Source organism: Streptomyces sp. NPDC005494 (assembly GCF_042872025.1).
Lineage (GTDB): Bacteria > Actinomycetota > Actinomycetes > Streptomycetales > Streptomycetaceae > Streptomyces.
Window position 1 is genome coordinate 606,920 of sequence record NZ_JBIAJR010000002.1, and the last position, 18,428, is coordinate 625,347.

The 18,428-nt window shown below is 68.7% G+C and carries 11 protein-coding genes; 6 read left to right on the top strand and 5 right to left on the bottom strand.

Annotation, left to right across the window (positions count from 1 at the left end; all coding sequences use genetic code 11):
- Positions 1 to 65: 65 nt before the first annotated feature.
- Positions 66 to 908, bottom strand: coding sequence for a DUF4097 domain-containing protein (locus tag ACFYQ6_RS08450; protein ID WP_388761698.1), 843 nt, complete (start codon positions 906 to 908; stop codon positions 66 to 68).
- Between the two features lie 80 nt (positions 909 to 988).
- Positions 989 to 1,510, bottom strand: a complete 522-nt coding sequence (locus ACFYQ6_RS08455) for a toxin-antitoxin system HicB family antitoxin (protein ID WP_388761701.1) — start codon at positions 1,508 to 1,510, stop codon at positions 989 to 991.
- Between the two features lie 457 nt (positions 1,511 to 1,967).
- Between ACFYQ6_RS08455 and ACFYQ6_RS08460 the strand changes: the two genes are divergently transcribed.
- The 4 genes from ACFYQ6_RS08460 (at position 1,968) to ACFYQ6_RS08475 (ending at position 6,666) form a co-directional block, all read left to right on the top strand.
- The gene (locus tag ACFYQ6_RS08460; RefSeq protein WP_388761704.1) at positions 1,968 to 3,347 is read left to right on the top strand and encodes an alpha-amylase family protein; all 1,380 of its coding nucleotides are present in this window, start codon (positions 1,968 to 1,970) and stop codon (positions 3,345 to 3,347) included.
- Between the two features lie 130 nt (positions 3,348 to 3,477).
- Entirely contained in the window at positions 3,478 to 4,395 is a 918-nt protein-coding gene (locus ACFYQ6_RS08465; protein ID WP_388761707.1) for an adenosine kinase, read from the top strand.
- A 438-nt stretch (positions 4,396 to 4,833) separates the two neighbouring features.
- A complete protein-coding gene (locus ACFYQ6_RS08470) occupies positions 4,834 to 5,514 on the top strand; it encodes a glycoside hydrolase family 11 protein (RefSeq protein ID WP_388762232.1) in 681 nt (226 codons plus the stop codon).
- A 270-nt stretch (positions 5,515 to 5,784) separates the two neighbouring features.
- On the top strand, positions 5,785 to 6,666 hold the full coding sequence (locus ACFYQ6_RS08475) for an endo alpha-1,4 polygalactosaminidase (RefSeq protein WP_388761710.1): 882 nt from the start codon (positions 5,785 to 5,787) through the stop codon (positions 6,664 to 6,666).
- Positions 6,667 to 6,788: 122 nt separating this feature from the next.
- Here the strand turns inward: ACFYQ6_RS08475 and ACFYQ6_RS08480 are convergent, their stop codons facing one another.
- Positions 6,789 to 8,087 (bottom strand): phospholipase D-like domain-containing protein, encoded by a 1,299-nt coding sequence (locus ACFYQ6_RS08480; protein WP_388761713.1) that lies wholly within the window; start codon positions 8,085 to 8,087, stop codon positions 6,789 to 6,791.
- A gap of 466 nt (positions 8,088 to 8,553) precedes the next feature.
- Here ACFYQ6_RS08480 and ACFYQ6_RS08485 point away from each other — a divergent pair, with 466 nt between their 5' ends.
- Both ACFYQ6_RS08485 and ACFYQ6_RS08490 read left to right on the top strand, forming a co-directional pair.
- A complete protein-coding gene (locus ACFYQ6_RS08485; protein ID WP_388761716.1) occupies positions 8,554 to 14,880 on the top strand; it encodes an RHS repeat-associated core domain-containing protein in 6,327 nt (2,108 codons plus the stop codon).
- A 36-nt stretch (positions 14,881 to 14,916) separates the two neighbouring features.
- Positions 14,917 to 15,435, top strand: a complete 519-nt coding sequence (locus ACFYQ6_RS08490) for a hypothetical protein (RefSeq protein ID WP_388761719.1) — start codon at positions 14,917 to 14,919, stop codon at positions 15,433 to 15,435.
- Between the two features lie 123 nt (positions 15,436 to 15,558).
- Here ACFYQ6_RS08490 and ACFYQ6_RS08495 read toward each other — a convergent pair whose 3' ends face one another.
- Positions 15,559 to 16,824 (bottom strand): arginine deiminase, encoded by a 1,266-nt coding sequence (locus ACFYQ6_RS08495; protein WP_388761722.1) that lies wholly within the window; start codon positions 16,822 to 16,824, stop codon positions 15,559 to 15,561.
- A 46-nt stretch (positions 16,825 to 16,870) separates the two neighbouring features.
- Entirely contained in the window at positions 16,871 to 18,325 is a 1,455-nt protein-coding gene (locus ACFYQ6_RS08500) for a basic amino acid/polyamine antiporter (RefSeq protein WP_388761725.1), read from the bottom strand.
- Between the last annotated feature and the right edge of the window lie 103 nt (positions 18,326 to 18,428).

Genomic DNA, 18,428 nt, shown 5'->3' on the forward strand with positions numbered 1-18,428 from the left:
GCACGGTGTCCTCCTGTGCGAAGGCTGAAGTGGTCGGGAGAATCGAAGAGTTGAAGCGCGGCAGGTCAGGCCTTGGCGCGGCGGATGTCGATGTTGCCGTGCCGGGTGCGGGCGCGGATCCTGACGGTGTCCTCGGACTCCTCCGGGGTCCCCGACGCGGTGAGTGTGTTGCGCACCTGCCCGGCTGCGGAGTGCGCATCGAGCCAGGCGGCTGTGCCGTCACGGACGCCGACCTCGATGGAGCCGTACGAGGTCTCCAACTGGACCGTGCCGCAGACCACTTCGCCCACCCGCAGGGTGCCGTGGGCGGTGGCGGCGGTGACCGAGGCTTCCGCGCGCCGGATGTCGATGTCGCCGTTGGCTCCGTTCGCCCGCAGCTCGCCGGTCGCGGCGCCGACGGTGATGGAGCCGTGCGAGTTCTTCAGGACCGCCGGTCCGTCGAGCAGCCCGACGCGCATACTGCCGGAGCTGGTCGTGATCTCGGCCGTTCCCTCGACCCTGTCCACGGTGATCGAACCGTGGGACGCCTTCAGCCGCAGCGGACCCGTCGCGTCGAGGCGTACGTCGCCGGACGAGGTCTTCACGCGGGCCTCGCCGAGCCGGCCCTCGCCGAGCACCTGGACCCAGGCCCCGCTGACGTCGATGCCCGAACCCGCGGGCAGATCGACCGTGACGTCGACGGTCCCGGTGCGGCCGAACAGGTTGGGCTTGGGCGTCCTGATGGTCAGTACGCCGGCCGAGTACGTGGCCTCGGTCTGATCGGCCGCCCGTACGTCCTGGTCCCGCTTCGGGTCGCGGGGCCGCACCTCGACCACGGTGTCGACGCGGTCGCCCGCGGTGAACTGGATGGAACCGGCGTCCACGTGAGCCGTGGCCGAGATCGGCTCGGGAGTGTCGAAAGAAGGCATGGCTGTCCCGTCCTCTTGAGGCATCAGGGCGTCCCCGCTGGTGGGACGTGTATGGGTGGACGTGCTGGGGTCGGGCGCGGCTAGCGCACCCAGCCGGTGAAGCTCTGTCCGACGGTCTGGGACCGCTCCGTCGTGTGCGGCCGGCCGCCGCCGCTGTCGACCGCGGCCGACACGGCGCGGACCAGCCACGCGTTGACCGAGAGGCCCTCGCGGGTGGCGGCCTCCTCGGCGCGGGCCTTGAGATGGGCCGGGAGTCGCAGGTTGACGCGGGCGGTCGCACTCTCGTCGCTGTCGGCCGGAGCCGGGGCCCCGAGTGCTTCGACGGGCGCGGCCGGCTCCGCGGCGCCGCCGCTGTCGGCGGGCGGCAGGGTCACCACGAAGTCGGGATCGAGGCCCCGCAGTCGTACGTCGACCGAGCCCGGGGCGAGTTCACGGGTGATCTCGTCGGTCGCGGCGGAGAGCACGTTGAGCAGGGTCAGACGAGTCGCCGACTCCAGGGGAGCGGTGAGCCTCTCTGCCAGCTCGCGTGCTTCTTCGCCTCCGGCTTCGGCGGCCACCGCCAGTTCTCGGCGGAGTGTGTCGACGTACGGGGTGAGGTCCATGACGCCATCATGGCACCATAGTGGCACCACGCGCAACCCTCTCGAGGGTGTAGTCGGCCGTGAGGCTCGTCAGGCGGCTCTGACCTGCATGAATGCTGCAGTGGGGGACTGGGTGACGGTGGTGCCATGCGTGTCGTGGTGTCTGCCGTGCCGAAGAGTGGTGCCAGGTGGCGCCATGTGGTGCCACCTGGTGCCAAGGGTGGGTGCGGGGCGCAAGGGCCTGCCCTCACGCGGAGCGCGGGTGTCGGTCGGTGCGGCTCGCCACGGCTCTGTGGAGCGTGTGGGGTGGCTCCGGCCGGCAACTGCAGGAATTTGCGCAAGGCGTTGAAAGGTCTTGCAGAATTCCTTGACGGCGGTACGCGCAGCGGGGCAGGCTCCCAAACGTTCCCCCCACGGCAGCCTGGCGCGTGGCTGTCTTCGAGGGCACGCCTGTGCCCTGATGTCGAAGGAGCCGCACATGCAGCACCGTTTCCGCCTGCTCGGCGGAACGCTGTCCGGAGTCATGGCCGTCGTCGGCCTCACCACCCTCGCCCCCTGGCAGTCCCAGGCGACACCGCCGGGCGGGAAGACCGTCACCGTCACCATGTTCGAGCGGAAGTACGCCGACGTGGCCACCGCCTGCACCGACCGACTCGGACCGGCGGGATATGGCTACGTGCAGGTCTCGCCGGCCACCGAGCACATCCAGGGTGACCAGTGGTGGACTTCCTACCAGCCCGTCAGCTACCGGATAGCGAGCCGGCTCGGCGACCGCGACGCCTTCGCCGGCATGGTGGAGGCCTGTCATGCCGCAGGCGTCAAGGTCATCGCGGACGCCGTCGTCAACCACATGGCGGCGGGGTCCGGGACAGGCACCGGTGGCACGGCGTACACGAAGTACGGCTACCCGGGGTACTTCCAGGACGCCGACTTCCACACCTGCCGCACGGACATCAGCGACTACACGGACCGAGGGAACGTCCAGAACTGCGAACTGGTGGGACTCGCCGACCTCGACACCGGGAAGGAGGAGGTCCGCTCCACCATCGCGGCCTACCTCGACGATCTGCGGGGGATGGGCGTCGACGGCTTCCGCGTCGACGCGGCCAAACACATGGCGGCCGACGACGTCGCCGCCATCAAGGCGAAGATGGACGACCCGGGCTTCTGGGTCTCCGAGGTCATCCACGGCGGCGGCGAGGCGGTGCAGCCCGAGGAGTACGCCGGGATCGGCGACGTGGACGAGTTCCGCTACGGGAGCCACCTCAAGAGCGCCTTCCAGGGCGGAGATCTCGCCCAGCTGAAGTCCGTCGCCGAGGGCAAGCTGACCGGCGGCTCCGCCCGCACGTTCGTCGACAACTGGGACACCGAACGCAACGGCTCGACGCTGACGTACAAGGACGGCGCCGTGTACACGCTGGCCAATGTCTTCATGCTCGCCTCACCGTACGGATCACCCAACGTGTACTCGGGCTACGAGTGGTCCGACAAGGACGCCGGCCCGCCGAGCGATGCCGACGGCTGGACCGGCACGCACGCCCAGCAGGCGATCACCGGCCTGGTCGGATTCCGTAACGCGGTGGGCGCCGCGGAGCTGACCCACTGGTGGGACAACGGCGGTGGCGCCATCGCCTTCGGCCGCGGCGACAAGGGATTCGTCGCGCTCAACAACGGCGACGGGGCTCTGGAGCAGACCTTCACGACCTCCTTGCCGGGCGGCACCTACTGCAATGTCGCCGTGGCGCCGGCGGACAGCTGCGACGGTGCCACCGTCACGGTCGGCGAGGACGGCACGGTCAGCGCCGCGCTGCCGGCCCACACGGCGCTGGCACTCCACGTCGGAGCCGAGGCGGGCTGACCGCCGGACACCACACCACCGTCGCCGACGCGCAGGCCGGAGCACGTACCGGCCTGCGCGTCGTGATGTACCGGGCCGTCAGACCGCAGAACATGACCAGCAATCCGGACCGAGAGGCACGATCACCTTCATGCAGCAGAGCACCGATGTCCTCGTTCTGGGCGGCGCGGGTGTGGACACCATCGTCCACGTCCCCGAACTGCCCCTTCCCTACGCCGACAGCTACATGATCAGACCCGGCATCGAAACCCGTGCGGGCCAGAGCGGGGACTTCGTCGCCGTGGGGCTGCACGCCCTCGGCCTGCGCACCCACCACCTCGACATGATCGGGGACGACCACGAGGGTGACCTGGTCAGGGCCCTCCACCGCGACCGGGGTATTCCGCTCACGTCGGTGCCCGCGCCGGGCGGCACCAAGCGCGCGGTCAATCTCGTCGGCCCGGACGGGCGGCGCCTGTCCCTGTACGACGCCGACCGCGCGCGGGACTCGGACCGCTTCGACGAGGCGACGGTCCGCACCCTGGCCTCCGCCGCCCGCCACGCGCACGTGGTCATCACCCAGCCGTGCGGGGCGGCTCTGCCGGTACTCCGGGAGGCCGGCGTGAGCCTGTCCACCGACCTGCACGACTGGGACGGCGCCAACCCGTACCACGAGTCGTTCGCCCTTCAGGCCGACATCGTCTTCCTCTCCACCGCGGCCCTGGCCGATCCGGAGCGGACCATGCGCGACATCGCCGAGCGCGGCAGGGCGCGAATCGTCGTCGCCACCGCGGGAGCCGAGGGGGCGTACGTGCTGTACGGCGGCGAGCTGACGCACACTCCCGCCGTCACCCCGCACGCCCCCGTGGTGGATTCCAACGGCGCCGGGGACGCTTTCGCCTCCGGATTCCTCTTCGGCCGGCTGAGCGGTGAACACCCCCGGCGTGCCGCCCTGTACGGCGCGGTCGCAGGGGCCTACGCCTGCACCGTCCCGTCCACCCGCGCCGATGCCATCGGACGTGAAGCTCTGCTGGCCCAGGTCGCCTCGCTGGGGTCCGGGGTGGTCTGACGGCGGAACGGGGCCGGTGCAGCGATCGAAAGCAGTTCGAAACTTTCGGCACCAGGATCGCGGACTATGAGGAGGGAGGTCGAAGGATTCGGGGGTGCGAAATTGCTTACGGCCACCAGGAATGAGCTGTGAGCTGCGTGAACACCTCCTCGGGGGCCGGTCGGTGAGGCCCGGCAGTTTCGTCAGAGACGCAGAAACTGTTGACAGTTGACGGGGTCAGTTCAAAACTGTCGGCATCGCCAGGCCACAAGCGACGGCGACCCGGGTCGCCGTGGTGACCCGGAATCCGGGGGCCGGTCGCACGAGGACCGGCCGCGCCCCCGGTCGCGTTGCACGACGCCCGATACGCGCCCGCCACCGCTCCGGCCGGTGCGGGGCTGTCGTGCCCCCACATGTCACCCGGCTTCCCACGAGCCGACACAAGGAGGAAGCGTGACCATGGACAACACCCCCACCCGCCCGATGAGTCGCAGGGGATTCATCGGCCGGGCCGGCGCTCTGACGCTGGCCACGTCCGGGCTGATGCTGCCGAGTGCGGCACACGCCGACACCGTCATCACGACGAATCAGACGGGTACCGACAACGGGTACTACTACTCGTTCTGGACCGACGGCGGTGGCTCGGTCTCCATGAACCTGGCGTCCGGCGGACGTTACGGGACCTCGTGGACCAACTGCGGGAACTTCGTCGCGGGCAAGGGCTGGGCCAACGGCGCGCGCAGGACCGTGAACTACTCGGGCAGCTTCAACCCGTCCGGCAACGCGTATCTCACGCTCTACGGATGGACGGCGAACCCGCTCGTCGAGTACTACATCGTCGACAACTGGGGGACCTACCGCCCCACCGGGACGTACAAGGGCACGGTCACGAGCGACGGCGGCACGTACGACGTGTACCAGACCACCCGGGTCAACGCCCCCTCCGTCGAGGGGACGAAGACGTTCAACCAGTACTGGAGCGTTCGCCAGTCGAAGCGGACGGGCGGCAGCATCACCGCCGGCAACCACTTCGACGCGTGGGCCCGCTACGGGATGCCGCTGGGCAGCTTCAACTACTACATGATCATGGCGACCGAGGGCTATCGGAGCAGCGGCAGCTCCAGCATCACGGTGAGCTGACGCTCCACTCCAGGGGTGCCTGGGCAAGGTGCCCGAGCAGGTGCATCTGCGGCGCGACGGCCCTCCATGGTGCCGCGCCGCAGGTGGGCCTCTCCCCGGCCGACGGGCCGCGGCGTCTCACCCCCAGCCCGGGGCGTTCGGGCGTGCTGTCGCGGGGCAGCGAGGACGCACCGCCCCCCGGAGGGCCGCTCCCGGCGACGGTGACGGAGGATGGGCGCACCTCTTCCGGATCCGGTCCGTCGCCCGGGTCCCCGACCTCTGGAGACTTGTGTGGCCCGCCACGTCCTTTCCCCGCTCCTTCGCCTTGAACGCGCGGTGGCTGCGGGGCTCGTCTCCGTCCTCGGGGCGGGCATGCTGGCAGGATGCTCGGTCGTGGAGAAGACTCCCCGTGACGCGGGATCCGAGCGGCCGGCTGCGTCCGCCGGCGTGCTCCTGCCGACGGCCGGGATGCGGTTCGACTATCAGATCGGCGGGGGCTACACGCCACCGGACGGGGTGCGGGCGGTGTCCCGCGACCGCGAGGACGAACCGGCGCCCGGTCTCTACAACGTCTGCTACGTGAACGCCTTCCAGACGCAGCCCGGTGCGCTGGAGTGGTGGAAGAGCACCCATCCGGACCTGCTGCTGCGTGACGACGACGGTGAGCTGATCATCGACGAGGGCTGGGACGAGGTGCTCCTGGACACCTCGACGGCCGCCAGGCGTACGCAGCTCGCGGAGATCGTGGGGGAGTGGATCGACGGCTGTGCGGAGAGCGGCTTCCAGGCTGTGGAGCCGGACAACCTCGACTCCTTCGAGCGCTCAGGAGGAGGGCTGACACAGGCTCACAACGCGGCATTCGCCACCGAGTTGGCCGAGCGGGCGCACGACGAGGGCCTGGCGATCGGTCAGAAGAACACCACGGATCTGCTCGGACGGCACGACGCGATCGGTTTCGACTTCGCGGTGACGGAGGAGTGCGCCCAGTTCGACGAGTGCGACGCGTACGCCGACGCCTACGACGACCGGGTCTTCGCCATCGAGTACGAGGGCGAGGGGGACGTGGGCTTCGAGGAGAGCTGCGCCGGCTGGGGCGACCGGATCTCGCTCGTGCTGCGCGACCTCGACGTGCTCCCGGCGGGCGAGAAGGGCTACGTGTACCGCACCTGCTGAGCCCCGTGGGTATGTGCCGGCACGAGGCGGCGCCGCGCGGCAGAGCCCGCGGCCGGCCTGCCCGGCCGAGTACGTACGCCCCTGGTGAGCAGGCCGGGGGCCGGTGGCCCCCGGCAGCATCGCTATTCCGGCTGGCTGACGACGCCCTTGCAGCCACGGGTGTCGTCCAGGGTTCCCGGCAGGGCCGCTGCCTTGACCGTGTTGAAGTTGGCCACATAGGCGTCGTGGACCGAGGCGATGTCGATCTTGAGCAGCGCCTCGTCGTTCTCACGCAGCGCGGGCCCCGAGTAGTTGTGACTGCCGGTCCACATGACCCGCTTCACGGTGCCGTCGTACTTGCCGTCGATCAGGAGGTACTTCGAGTGGATGATCCGGTTGCTGGTGGACGCCTTGCCGTCGTGGTCGTCGTTGTAGCAGACCGGGGCGAATCCTGAGACCGAGTGCAGCGTCTCCCAGGTGCCGGGCGTGGCACCGTCGGCCGAACTGTCGGCGCTGTCCGTCTCGCTGTAGACGAGCTCCACCGAGCACCCGGCCTTCTTCATCGCCACGAGCTTGTCCGCGACACCCTGACGGGTGAACTTGAACATGCCGACACGGATCTTCGTGTGCTTCGCGGTCCCGTCCGAGGCCGTGTAGTTGCACGTGACGTTGTCGAGGGTGTTCCAGATCGTGTCCGTGCTGTTGCCGGTGCCCGGGTAGTAGGGGAAGAAGTAGACCTTGTACGGGGAAAAGCTGGCGCTGGTGTACTTCCAGGTGGACCAGTTCTTGCCGACGAGGGCGTCGAAGTACGTGCCGTAGGCGTTGTAGATGCCTGTGTTGTAGGTCAGCACGTACGCGTCGTTCCAGAACGCGCTGTACGCGGACGGCGACATGTTGGAGGAGGTCTGCACCACGACATCGGCCGCGCCGTCGACCTGGGAGAACAGCCAGAACTTGTTGTGGTTGATGGACTTGCCGAACTCCGGCCGTCCCAGACACGACTTCCCCGCCGGGCACAGGGTGACGAACGAGCCGAGCTGGGTGTCGTCACCGAGTGCCTGCTCGAGTACCCCGTAACTCGGGTCGTCCGGGCGCGAGCTGACGCTGCTCTCGTCCAGGACGATCTTCACGTCGACGCCGCGCAGGGTGTGGGCGTCGGCCAGCGCCTGCGCCAGCTCCTGATCCCAGAAATGGTAGAGCGCCACCTTGATGGAGGAGCCCGCCGGGCTGCTGCCTATGTACTGCAGGAGCTGCGTGCGGATGGCTTCCTGCTCGGTGGCCGTGCCGAGCGGGTTGTTGAAGATCGCCCGGGACCCCTCGGCGGACGCGCTGCCGGCTCCCTGGGGCGCCTGCGCGTGGACGGCAGGGGTGCCTGTGGTGAGCAGTGTGAGGGCCAGCGCGGCGACGGCGCTCCCTCCCTTGATCCACTGTGCGCGCGACACGGGTCCTCCATGGTGATGGGCGATGGTCCGCGCACACCGTCCATGACGTAGAGGTCGGCGCATACCGGCGCGGGTGACAGGATCCTGTCAGAGGAATCCCGGCTGGGGAAGTGATCTGATGATCCATCAGGTGCTATCCATCAGGTGCTGCCCCCGTCGCGGGAGTCCGGGTCCGGCGGGCTGAGTCCGCCGTCTCCGTGCTCGCCCAGCGGCCCTCCACCGTGGGGGAGGCGCGGGGCCCTGAGTACTCGTGAAGTGAAGGTTCTGGAACCCGATTGCGTGAGTTCCGTGCCTGATGTGCACATTTATTGATCTGGACATGATGGAAAGCCCTTCCCTAATGTCAACGGTCGCTGTGCCGAACACCTGGCGCAGTTCGTGCTGCGGCCCTTCTCTCTCGGCTCGGAGCGCGTGCGGAAGCAGCAGTTGGGGTGGGGATTCCGTGGGAGCAGTACGTTCTCGAAGTATGTCCGCGCTGGTGGTCAAGGGGCTGATCGCTGGACTGCTCTCGGTGGTGACCCTCGCCCCGACCGCGATGGCCGCGAACCTTCCGGACGGTGACAAGCCGAGCGTGCCCGCCCAGGCGCTGGACTCGCCGGTGCCGTCCGCCCAGGAGCCCTCGACGACAAGAGCTCCCGAGGTGACCTGGCCCGAGCGGGGCTCGGCCACGGTGGACCTGGCGGCCGGGGGTGGCCGAGCGACCTCCGTGGTCGCGGTCCGGGCGGTCGAGAGCGCGAAGACGAGCAGGGCGACGGCGGAAGCCCCGTCGAAGGTCGACGTGCAGGTCCTGGACCGCGAACAGGTCGAGCGGGTGGGGGGTCTCGGCCTGGGCGTCCGAGTGGTCCGCAAGGACGGCGGCACCACCGCCGGCCCGGTGGAACTGGCCATCGACTACTCGGGCTTCGCCAAGGCCTACGGCGGTGACTTCGCGGGCCGCGCCCGCCTGATCGGACTGCCCGCCTGCGCGGCGACCACGCCCGGACTGCGGCGCTGCCAGGACGTCACCTACGTCGACGCGAAGAACGACACCGCCGCGCAGACCCTGACCGCGACGGTCGAGGCCGCCCCGCAGACCGAGCGCATATCCGGCATGGCGGCGTTCGCCGAGCCCGCCGTGTACGCCCTCGCCTCCGGTTCCTCTTCCGACCAGGGCGACTACCGGGCCAGCACCCTGTCGCCCACCGGCAAGTGGGACGTCTCGCTCGGCTCGGGTGCCTTCACCTACTCGGTGCCGATCGAGGTGCCCGAGCCGCCCGTCGGCGAGGCACCCGAACTTTCGCTCGACTACAACAGCCAGGACATCGACGGACGGACATCGGCCTCCAACAACCAGGCGTCCTGGACCGGAATGGGCTGGGACCTGAACGTCGGCTACATCGAGCGGCGCTACAAGAACTGCACCCAGGACGGTCACCCGGGCTTCGGTGACCTGTGCTGGGACTCGCCGAACTCGGAGAAGGACCCGAACGGTTCGGTCTACGTCATCAACCTGAACGGCACCACGTCCGAGCTGATCCAGGACAACACGGGTACCGGGTCCTTCCACCTCCAGGGCGACCCGGGCTGGAAGGTGCAGAAGCTCAACGGCGGTTACGGAAGCGACAACACCGACGAGTTCTGGGTCGTCACCGAACAGGACGGCACCCGGCACTACTTCGGCTGGGGCCGCACCGAGCGGAAGAACAACGCGGGCGAGTACGAGAAGACCGACTCCGTCCTGACCGTGCCCGTCGTCGGCGACGACGCGGGTGAGCCCTGCAAGGCGTCCTTCCCCAGCCCGTGCAAGCAGGCCTGGCGCTGGAACCTGGACCGGGTGGTCACCCCGAACGAGGTGGAGAACGTCTACTTCTACAAGAAGGAGCAGAACTTCTACCGTTCGGTCGCCGCCGCCGACAAGGCCCGCTCCTACGACGCGGGTTCGTACCTGGAGCGCATCGACTACGGCTGGTCCTCCCAGATCCCGAACGCACAGCTCCCCGCTCAGGTCGACTTCCAGCACGTCAACCGCTGTGTGGAGCGCATGTCCGAGAAGGACCCGCTCGACAACGTGACACCGGACTGCCCGACGATCGACGCCAAGCCGGCCTCGTACCCGGACGTTCCGGTCGACCTGATCTGCGACGGCCCCGAGGACGGTGAGTCCTGCGCGGGCAAGACGTACTACCCCACGTTCTTCCTGCGCGGAATGCTGTGGGACATCAACGTCAAGGTGCGTGACAACAACGACGCCGCCTGGGACACGGTCCGGCAGTACCAGATGAAGTACGCCCTGATGGACCCCGCCGGCGCGGTGGGCGATCAGCTCTGGCTGGACTACATCCAGCGGCGCAGTTACTCCGGCGGGGACATCACCCAGCCCACGATCAACTTCAACGGCGAGTGGCAGGACAACAAGGTCGGCGCCGGCGAGCTCAGCTTCCGCCGTGTGAACAAGGTGTTCACCGACACCGGAGCCACGATTTCGGCCACCTACGGTCATGCCACCGACGACAGCGGCGCGATCGACAGGCAGTGCGACGAGAACAACCTGCCCAGCCAGTCGGACAACAAGTACGAGTGCTTCTGGCAGAAGTGGGTGCCCGAGGGCGCCGAGAGCGAACGCACCGGCTGGTTCAAGAAGTTCGTGGTGAAGAAGGTCGTCGTCGACCCGGGGGATCTCGCCGACGGTGATCCCGCGATGACCACCGAGTACGAGTACGACGGAGCGCCCGGTTGGCGGTTCAGCGCCGACCCGATCGCCAAGGACGAGGACGAGTCCTGGACCGAGTGGCGCGGCTACGGCAAGGTCCTCGTGACCACCGGCGCCGGGTCGAACAAGCATTCCACGTACCACTGGCTCTACCGGGGCCTGGACGGCGACCGGACCGAGAAGGCCGACCCGGCCAAGACCCGCGCGGTGAAGGTCACCGACTCCGAGGGCACCGAGTGGACGGACTCCGCCTGGCTCTCGGGGCAGACCCTGGAGACTTCCGAGCGCGACCACGAGGACAAGGCGCAGCGCCGGGAGTGGCACGAGTACTGGACGTACAACACCGCGCAGTACGTGGGGTTGCCCGACGCCCGCTTCGTACGCGAGAAGAAGACCCGCACCCTGGAGAAGGTGTCCACGTCCACGGACGACCTGGCCACCTGGCGAGAGCACATAGTCGAGAACGAGTACGAGAACGACCAGGCCGCGAGCACCACCTTCGGTCTGCCGATGCGCGTCGACGACTGGGGCCAGACCGGTGTCAGTGACAACCACTGCACCGAGTACGGCCGCGCCTACAACACCGGGGAACTCGACGGCACCCACACCAGGCGGTGGATGGTCTACCAGGACGAGGAGCGGCACTACACCGTCTCCTGCACCGCCCAGGCCGAGGACCAGGCCGCCGGCAACCCCGCGCTGCACCAGGACAAGAACATGGTGACCCTGTACGACGGGGCCCCCTCGCTCGCCGGGAACGACGCCGCGCTCACCGACGGCAACGCGACCGAGACCCGCACGTACACCGATGCCTCGGCCTTCCGCTCCGCCAGGAGCCAGTTCGACGACGCCGGCCGCGCCGTGAAGACCTGGGACGCCAAGAACAACCTGACCACCGCCTCCTTCAACCCCAGTACCTCCTGGCCCGTCAACGGCATCACCACGACGAGCCCGGACCCTGACGGCACCGGCAGCGGCACCCCGCTGACCACCACCGAGTACGTCTCGCGCTTCTTCGGCGAACCGTGGAAGGAGGTCGACGAGAACGGCGCCACCACCCATGTCGTGTACGACGCCGTCGGACGTCTTTCCAAGGTCTTCAAGCCCACCGAGGCCGGCAACTACCCCGACGGCAACCCGTCGATGAAGTTCGCCTACGAGATCCCGGTCGCAGCTTCGGAGACCGGCGTCCCCGACGTCGCCACGGGCGCCCCGCTCAAGGCGACCTCGCAGACGCTGCAGTCCGGCAGTACGTACACCACGTCCGTCACCTACGGGGACGGCATGGGGCGGATCAGGGAGCAGCAGGAGCCCGCACCGTCCGGCACCGGCCGGATCGTGACGGCGACGCGCTACGACTCCTCGGGCAACGTCGCCGGTACCTCGGCGGCCTTCTACAACGACAAGGCCGCCGGATCGGGCCTGGTCAACCCGGCGGTGGCGGACCTGCAGTCCTACACGGACCTGGAGGCCGACTGGGCCGGCCGGACCACGCTCTCCCAGATCCAGGTCAAGGGCGCCCCCCAGGCGGCCGCGAAATCGGTCACGCGTTACACCGGGGCCGACCTGACCACGACCTTCGACGCCGACAACGTGGCCACCTACACCTACACCGACGTCTACGGCCGGACGGACCGCATCGTCGAGCACATCGGCGCCGAGTCCAACACCACGAAGTACGAGCACACGCGCAGCGGTGGCCTGAAGTACATCCACGACTCCCGCGACAACACCAGTCACTACACCTACAACTGGGCAGGCGACCGGCTCACCGCCGACGAACCCGACTCAGGCCTCACCACCACCACCTACGACGGCAACGGCGCGGTGCTCACCACCACCGACGGCAACAACACCGTGCTCACCCACGAGTACGACAACCTCGGGCGCAAGACGAAGACCAGGCAGGGCACGTCTCTGCTGAGTGACATCAGCTACGACACAGCCACCGGCGGCAAGGGCAAGGCGGCGGTCTCCACCAGCTACGCGGGCGGCAAGGCGTACACGGTGAAGATCAACTCCTACGACGCGCGCGGCCGGACGACCTCGAAGACGATGACCGTGCCGGACGACGGGTCCGGGCTGAACGGCTCCTACACCTTCGGCTACGGCTACGACGCGGCGGACCACAGCACCGAGGTGAGGTACCCGGCGATCGGCGGCCTGCCCGCCGAGACCGTCACCACCGGCTACACCGCACAGGGCCGTGTGGACAAGCTCAGCAGCCCGCTCGGGACCTACCTCGCCGGCACCGGTTACGACGACTACGGCCGGCTCACCTCGCGGTCCCTGGGCAGTTCCGGTACCGGCTCGCAGGCCACCCGGACCTATGGCTACGACGACACCAACGGCACCGGCTGGCTCAGGAGCGTCGCGACGAACGTCGTCACCGGGTCCACCACGAAGAAGGCCCAGGAGGACATCTACAGCAGGGACCTGACGGGTCAGACGATCGCCGAACGGGCCACCGTCGACAACCAGCAGCAGTGCTACCGCTACGACGACCTGGACCGCCTCACCGACGCCTGGACCACGGCCTCCACGGCGTGCGAGTCCACCCCGAAGTCGGACTTCACGGGCCCCGACCCCTACCAGACCAAGTACAGCTACGACCGCATGGGCAACATCCAGTCGGTCACCGACACCACCGCGAGCGGTTCGGCGACCAAGGACTACACGTACCCGGGTTACAGCGCCGACGAGACGACGTACACCCCCGACCAGCCACGCCCGCACGCGGTGACCAGCGCCGGAGCCGACACCTTCGGCTACGACGACGCCGGCCACATGACCTCGCGCACGGTCGGCGGGATCAGCTCCACACTTCAGTGGAACGCGCTGAACAGGATCGGCAGCATCACGCAGAACAAGAGCACCGGTCCCGAGACGTCGTCATACGTCTACGACGTGGACGGGAACGTACTGCTGCGCACCTCGCCGCAGGAGAAGGTGCTCTACGTGGACGGGCACGAGATCCACAAGAAGGGCACCGCCGCCCCGCAGGCGACCCGTCTCTACTCGGCGGCGGACACCGAGGTCGCGACACGCACCGCGGACGGTTCCGCCAACGGCGTCCTGTCCTGGCTGCTCGGTGACAGCCAGGCGTCCGTCCAGCTCGTCATCACCATGGCCGGGGTGGTGACCCGCCGCCGCTACACACCGTTCGGCAAGCAGCGCGGGACGACCGCCGGGCTGCCCGACGGGCTCGACCGCGGCTTCGTGGGCAAGCCCGAGGACGACTCGACGGGGTTGTCACTGCTCGGGGCACGAATGTACGACGCCGACCTCGGCCGGTTCCTGTCGACCGACGCGCTGACCGACCCCATGGCACCGCAAGGGCTGAACTCGTACAGCTACTCGGGGAACAACCCCATCGGGTACACCGACCCGTCCGGTCTCACCCGCTGCGACGTCAACCCCTATGACCCGGTCTGCCACACGGCGGACAAGGAGCGGGACAAGGGCGGCAAGAAGAAGAAAAAGAAGAAATCCCACCGGGAGCCCTCGCCTTCGCCGCAGGCCGCGCCCTCCCCTCCTCCCTACTCCAACTCCGGCAGCGGCTGGAACGGGCTCGCCCCGTTGGGCAAAGTCATCGGCAAGGTTCTCCGCTGGGTGGACAAGAAGAGCGCCTTGTCCCGTCTGCTGCTCGAGGAGGGCCGCCTGGAGAACAATCTGAACGGCGCGAACGCGATGGCCATCACTGCCTACAGCGGGGGTACCTGCGAGGCAGGCAAGAGCCAGGTGATCTGCTACGGCGGTTCGCCGGCCGGCGACCAGCCCATCACGATCGGCGACGTGCTCTTCGTGCCGTACGGCAAGGGCGGGCTCAACCAGCGGCTCAACGACGAGAAGAGCATCCGCACCCGCATGGAGGCGGTCAAGGGCAAGAAGTACGCGGACAGCTACGGCCCCGATCTGCTCAGACACGAGGCGGTGCACTCGGAACAGTGGGCGTCCTACTCGAACGCGGCCGTGTACGCGGCCGACTACGGCCTCGAGTCGGCCAAGTCGCAGATGAAGACCGGAGACCCCGCCTTGGAGAACAACTTCGAGAAGGGCGCCAACCTGTACTGGGGCGGCTACAAGAGCAAGCCGGTACCGTAACCGGCGGATCGAAGCGGAAGTGAGGTGAGGGCCACCGTGACCAGCAGAGACAAGACGGCGCGCACACTGTCCCGCGCAGGCGTGGCGGTGGCCCTGGTGCTGCTCGCGGCCGGCTGCAGTCCGGCGGAGCGCCCGCTCGTGGCCATAGGCAGGGGCCCGGACGGAGACGTGCGGGCGCTGCTGCGGCCATGCTCGGACGATCCCGTCCGGGAGGTCCTGCTCCTCAGGAGCGACGAGAAGGGTGACGAGGCGGCCCCCGCGGCCCTGGACGACTGGTCGGCCCAGCTGCCCGGAACGGCCACCGGCGAGCAGGAGTTCAGCCTCTTCAGGCTCCCGGACGGCTGGCAGGGCAAGGCGGGGTCCGCCACGGAGCTGGCACCGGACCGGGACTACTCGGTGAGGTTCGTCGTCGGGCCGGACGACACCGTGCGCTACAAGGGCCTCACCAGGTTCACGCGCGCGGACGTCGAGGGCCTGTCGCCCGGGCAGTGGTGGGCAAACGGAAAGGTCGTGAGCCGCGCGGAGTTCCGGGCGCGGGCGGACGAGGCCTGCTGAGTCCGGGGGACGGTTGCGGGATGTCCTTCGGATCGCGCCCGAACGGCGCGATCCGAAGGACATCCCACTTCGTCGCGCTGCCGTGGCGGGCAGGCGGGGCGCTTCGGCCCGGCGGCGGACGGCCTAGAAGTCGACCGGCTCGCGGATGAGCGGACAGGTCATGCAGTGCCCGCCGCCCCGCCCACGGCCGAGCTCCCCGCCCACGATCGTGATGACCTCCACGCCGGCAGCCCGCAGCAGGTCGTTCGTCTGGGTGTTGCGGTCGTAGGTGAATACGACGCCCGGTTCGAGAGCGACGGCGTTGTTGCCGCTGTCCCACTGCTGACGCTCGGAGGCGTACACGTCGCCGCCCGTCTCGACGACCCGCAGGGCCGGCAGGCCCAGACTCCTGGCCACCACGTCCGTGAAGGGCGTCGAACCCTCGTCGACGACCTCCACCCCCGGCGCTCTGTCGCTCGGACGGAGGGAGAAGGTGTGGACCGCGTCCATGATCTTCGGATAGACGGTGACGAGGTCGCGGTCGGCGAACGTGAACACGGTGTCGAGGTGCATGGCGGACCTCAGCTTGGGCATGGCCGCCACCACGACGTGCTCGGCGGCCCCCTGCCGGAACAGCGATGCGGCGACCTGGGTGATGGCCTGCCGGGAGGTGCGTTCACTCATCCCCATGAGGACGACGCCGTTGCCGACGGGCATGATGTCGCCACCCTCGAAGGTGGCCTGGCCCCACTCCTGCTCGGGGTCGCCCCACCAGACGGTGCTGCCGGCGAAGTCCGGGTGGAATCGGTAGACCGCCTTCATCAGGAGCGTCTCGTCGTGGCGCGCGGGCCAGTACAGGGGGTTGAGGGTCACCCCTCCGTACAGCCAGCAGGTGGTGTCACGCGTGTAGAGCGTGTTGGGCAGCGGAGGCATCAGGTATTCGCGGACGCCCGTCGACTCGCGGGCGAGGGCGAGGTAGCCGGAGCGGTACTCCTCCGGCAGGTCGGCGGTGGCCAGACCGCCGATCAGATACTCGGCGAGCTCACGTGGTCGCAGTGACTCCAGATAGGCACGGGTCGCGTCGATGAGTCCGAGGCCGACCTCGTTGGCGGTGATCTTGCGGTCCAGCAGCCACGACCTGGCGGCAGGTTCGGTGATCGTCCGCGCCAGGACGTCGTGCAGCTCCATCACCTCGACGCCGCCCTGCTGGAGCTTGCCGACGAAGTCGGCGTGGTCGCGCTGCGCGTTGTCCACCCACATCACGTCGTCGAAGAGCAGATCGCCGGCGTTGCCCGGGGTGAGCCGCCGGTGGGCGAGCCCCGGCGCGCAGACGAGTACCTTGCGCAGTTTGCCGACCTCGGAGTGGACGCCGTGCCTGACAGGCGCGTCCGTGGCGGAGATGTTCGACATGTGGGCTGCCTTTCTTTCGGGGAGAGGCCGGACGGAACCGGACCGGTCAGAGACTGATCCATCCGGCGGCCAGGGCGATCACACCGAGCGCCGCTCCCGCGATGGAGATCGCGCAGATGACCAGCTCGACGGGGGAGAAGACACGCCGCCCCTGCTCCCTGCGGGCCATGGCGAAGAGGATGGTGGCGGGGGCGTAGACGATGAACGACACCAGGACGAACTTCAGCCCCGCCGCGAACAGCAGGAACGCGGTGTAGAGCGTCGCGACGACGCTCACGACGAGGTCCCGTCCGTGCCCCGTGCCCTTCGTCAGTTCGTCGGGGCGCACCATGATCTTGACGGCGAACGCCGCGGCGAGAAGGAACGGGATCAGGGACAGGGCGCTGGTGAGATCGAGGGCGAAGTTGAAGGCGTCGTCCGAGAACAGGGTGATGACGAGGACGACCTGGGACAGCAGGGTCGTCATCAGCAGTGCCGACACGGGCACGTCGGCGGAGGTGGAGCGGCGCAGGAAGCGCGGCATGTCGTCGTCCTTGGCGGCGACGAAGAGGACTTCCGCGGCCATCAGCGTCCATGCGAGATAGGCGCCGAGCACCGAAATGATCAGCCCCACGCTGACGAAGACCTGCCCCCACGTCCCGACGGCCGCCTCCAGCACCTCGGCCATGGAGGGCTGGCGGAGGTCCGCGATCACGCCCATCGGCAGGATGCCGTACGACACGATGGTGACCGACGCGAAGACGGCGAAGACGCTGAGGAAGCCGAGGACGGTGGCCCGCCCGATGTCCTCCCGTCGCTTCGCGTGGCGGGAGTAGACGCTGGCGCCCTCCACCCCGAGGAACACGAACACGGTGGCCAGCATGGTGCCGCGGACCTGGTTGAAGAGGGAGCCCGCGTAGTCCGCGCCGCCGAAGTTGTCGGCGAAGACCTTCGCGTCGAAGAAGAACAGGGCGAGGATGACGAAGACGATGATGGGGACCACCTTGGCCACGGTGACCACCCTGTTGATGGCCGCCGCCTCCTTCACGCCCCGGCGGATGAGCAGGTAGAAGGCCCACAGCCCCAGAGTGGACACGACGACGGCCGGCACGGTGTCACCGTCGCCGAGAGCAGGCCAGACGGCCCCCACGGTCGACGTGATCAGCACCCAGTACGTCACGTTGCCCACGCAGGCGCTCGCCCAGTAACCGAAGGCGGAGAAGAACCCGAGGTACTCACCGAAGCCGGCCTTGGCGTAGGCGTAGACACCGGCGTCGAGATCGGGCCTGCGTACGGCAAGTGTCTGGAAGACGAAGGCGAGCATCAGCATGCCCGTACCGGCGATCGCCCAGGCGATCAGGGCCCCGGCCACGCCCGTCTCCTGGGCGAAGCGGGACGGCAGGGAGAAGACTCCGGCGCCGACCATCGAGCCGACCACCATCGTGGTCAGCGTGAGCAGCGACATCTTGACCGCGGTGGTGGGTCCTTCAGGGACGTCGGACCCGGTGCGAGAGCTGGTCATCTGGTCCCCTCATGCGATGCAGATACGAGGGGACCTTAGCGGCATATCGGATATAGCGCCCGACAAGTGGTGGTGTGGGCGGCGGGTCGTGGGGCGCCGGCGC

Coding starts and splice junctions, on each gene's coding strand:
- ACFYQ6_RS08485 (WP_388761716.1), top strand. CDS start 8,554: ATGTCCGCGCTGGTGGTCAAGGGGCTGATCGCTGGACTGCTCTCGGTG.
- ACFYQ6_RS08495 (WP_388761722.1), bottom strand. CDS start 16,824: ATGTCGAACATCTCCGCCACGGACGCGCCTGTCAGGCACGGCGTCCAC.
- ACFYQ6_RS08460 (WP_388761704.1), top strand. CDS start 1,968: ATGCAGCACCGTTTCCGCCTGCTCGGCGGAACGCTGTCCGGAGTCATG.
- ACFYQ6_RS08465 (WP_388761707.1), top strand. CDS start 3,478: ATGCAGCAGAGCACCGATGTCCTCGTTCTGGGCGGCGCGGGTGTGGAC.
- ACFYQ6_RS08450 (WP_388761698.1), bottom strand. CDS start 908: ATGCCTTCTTTCGACACTCCCGAGCCGATCTCGGCCACGGCTCACGTG.
- ACFYQ6_RS08500 (WP_388761725.1), bottom strand. CDS start 18,325: ATGACCAGCTCTCGCACCGGGTCCGACGTCCCTGAAGGACCCACCACC.
- ACFYQ6_RS08455 (WP_388761701.1), bottom strand. CDS start 1,510: ATGGACCTCACCCCGTACGTCGACACACTCCGCCGAGAACTGGCGGTG.
- ACFYQ6_RS08470 (WP_388762232.1), top strand. CDS start 4,834: ATGGACAACACCCCCACCCGCCCGATGAGTCGCAGGGGATTCATCGGC.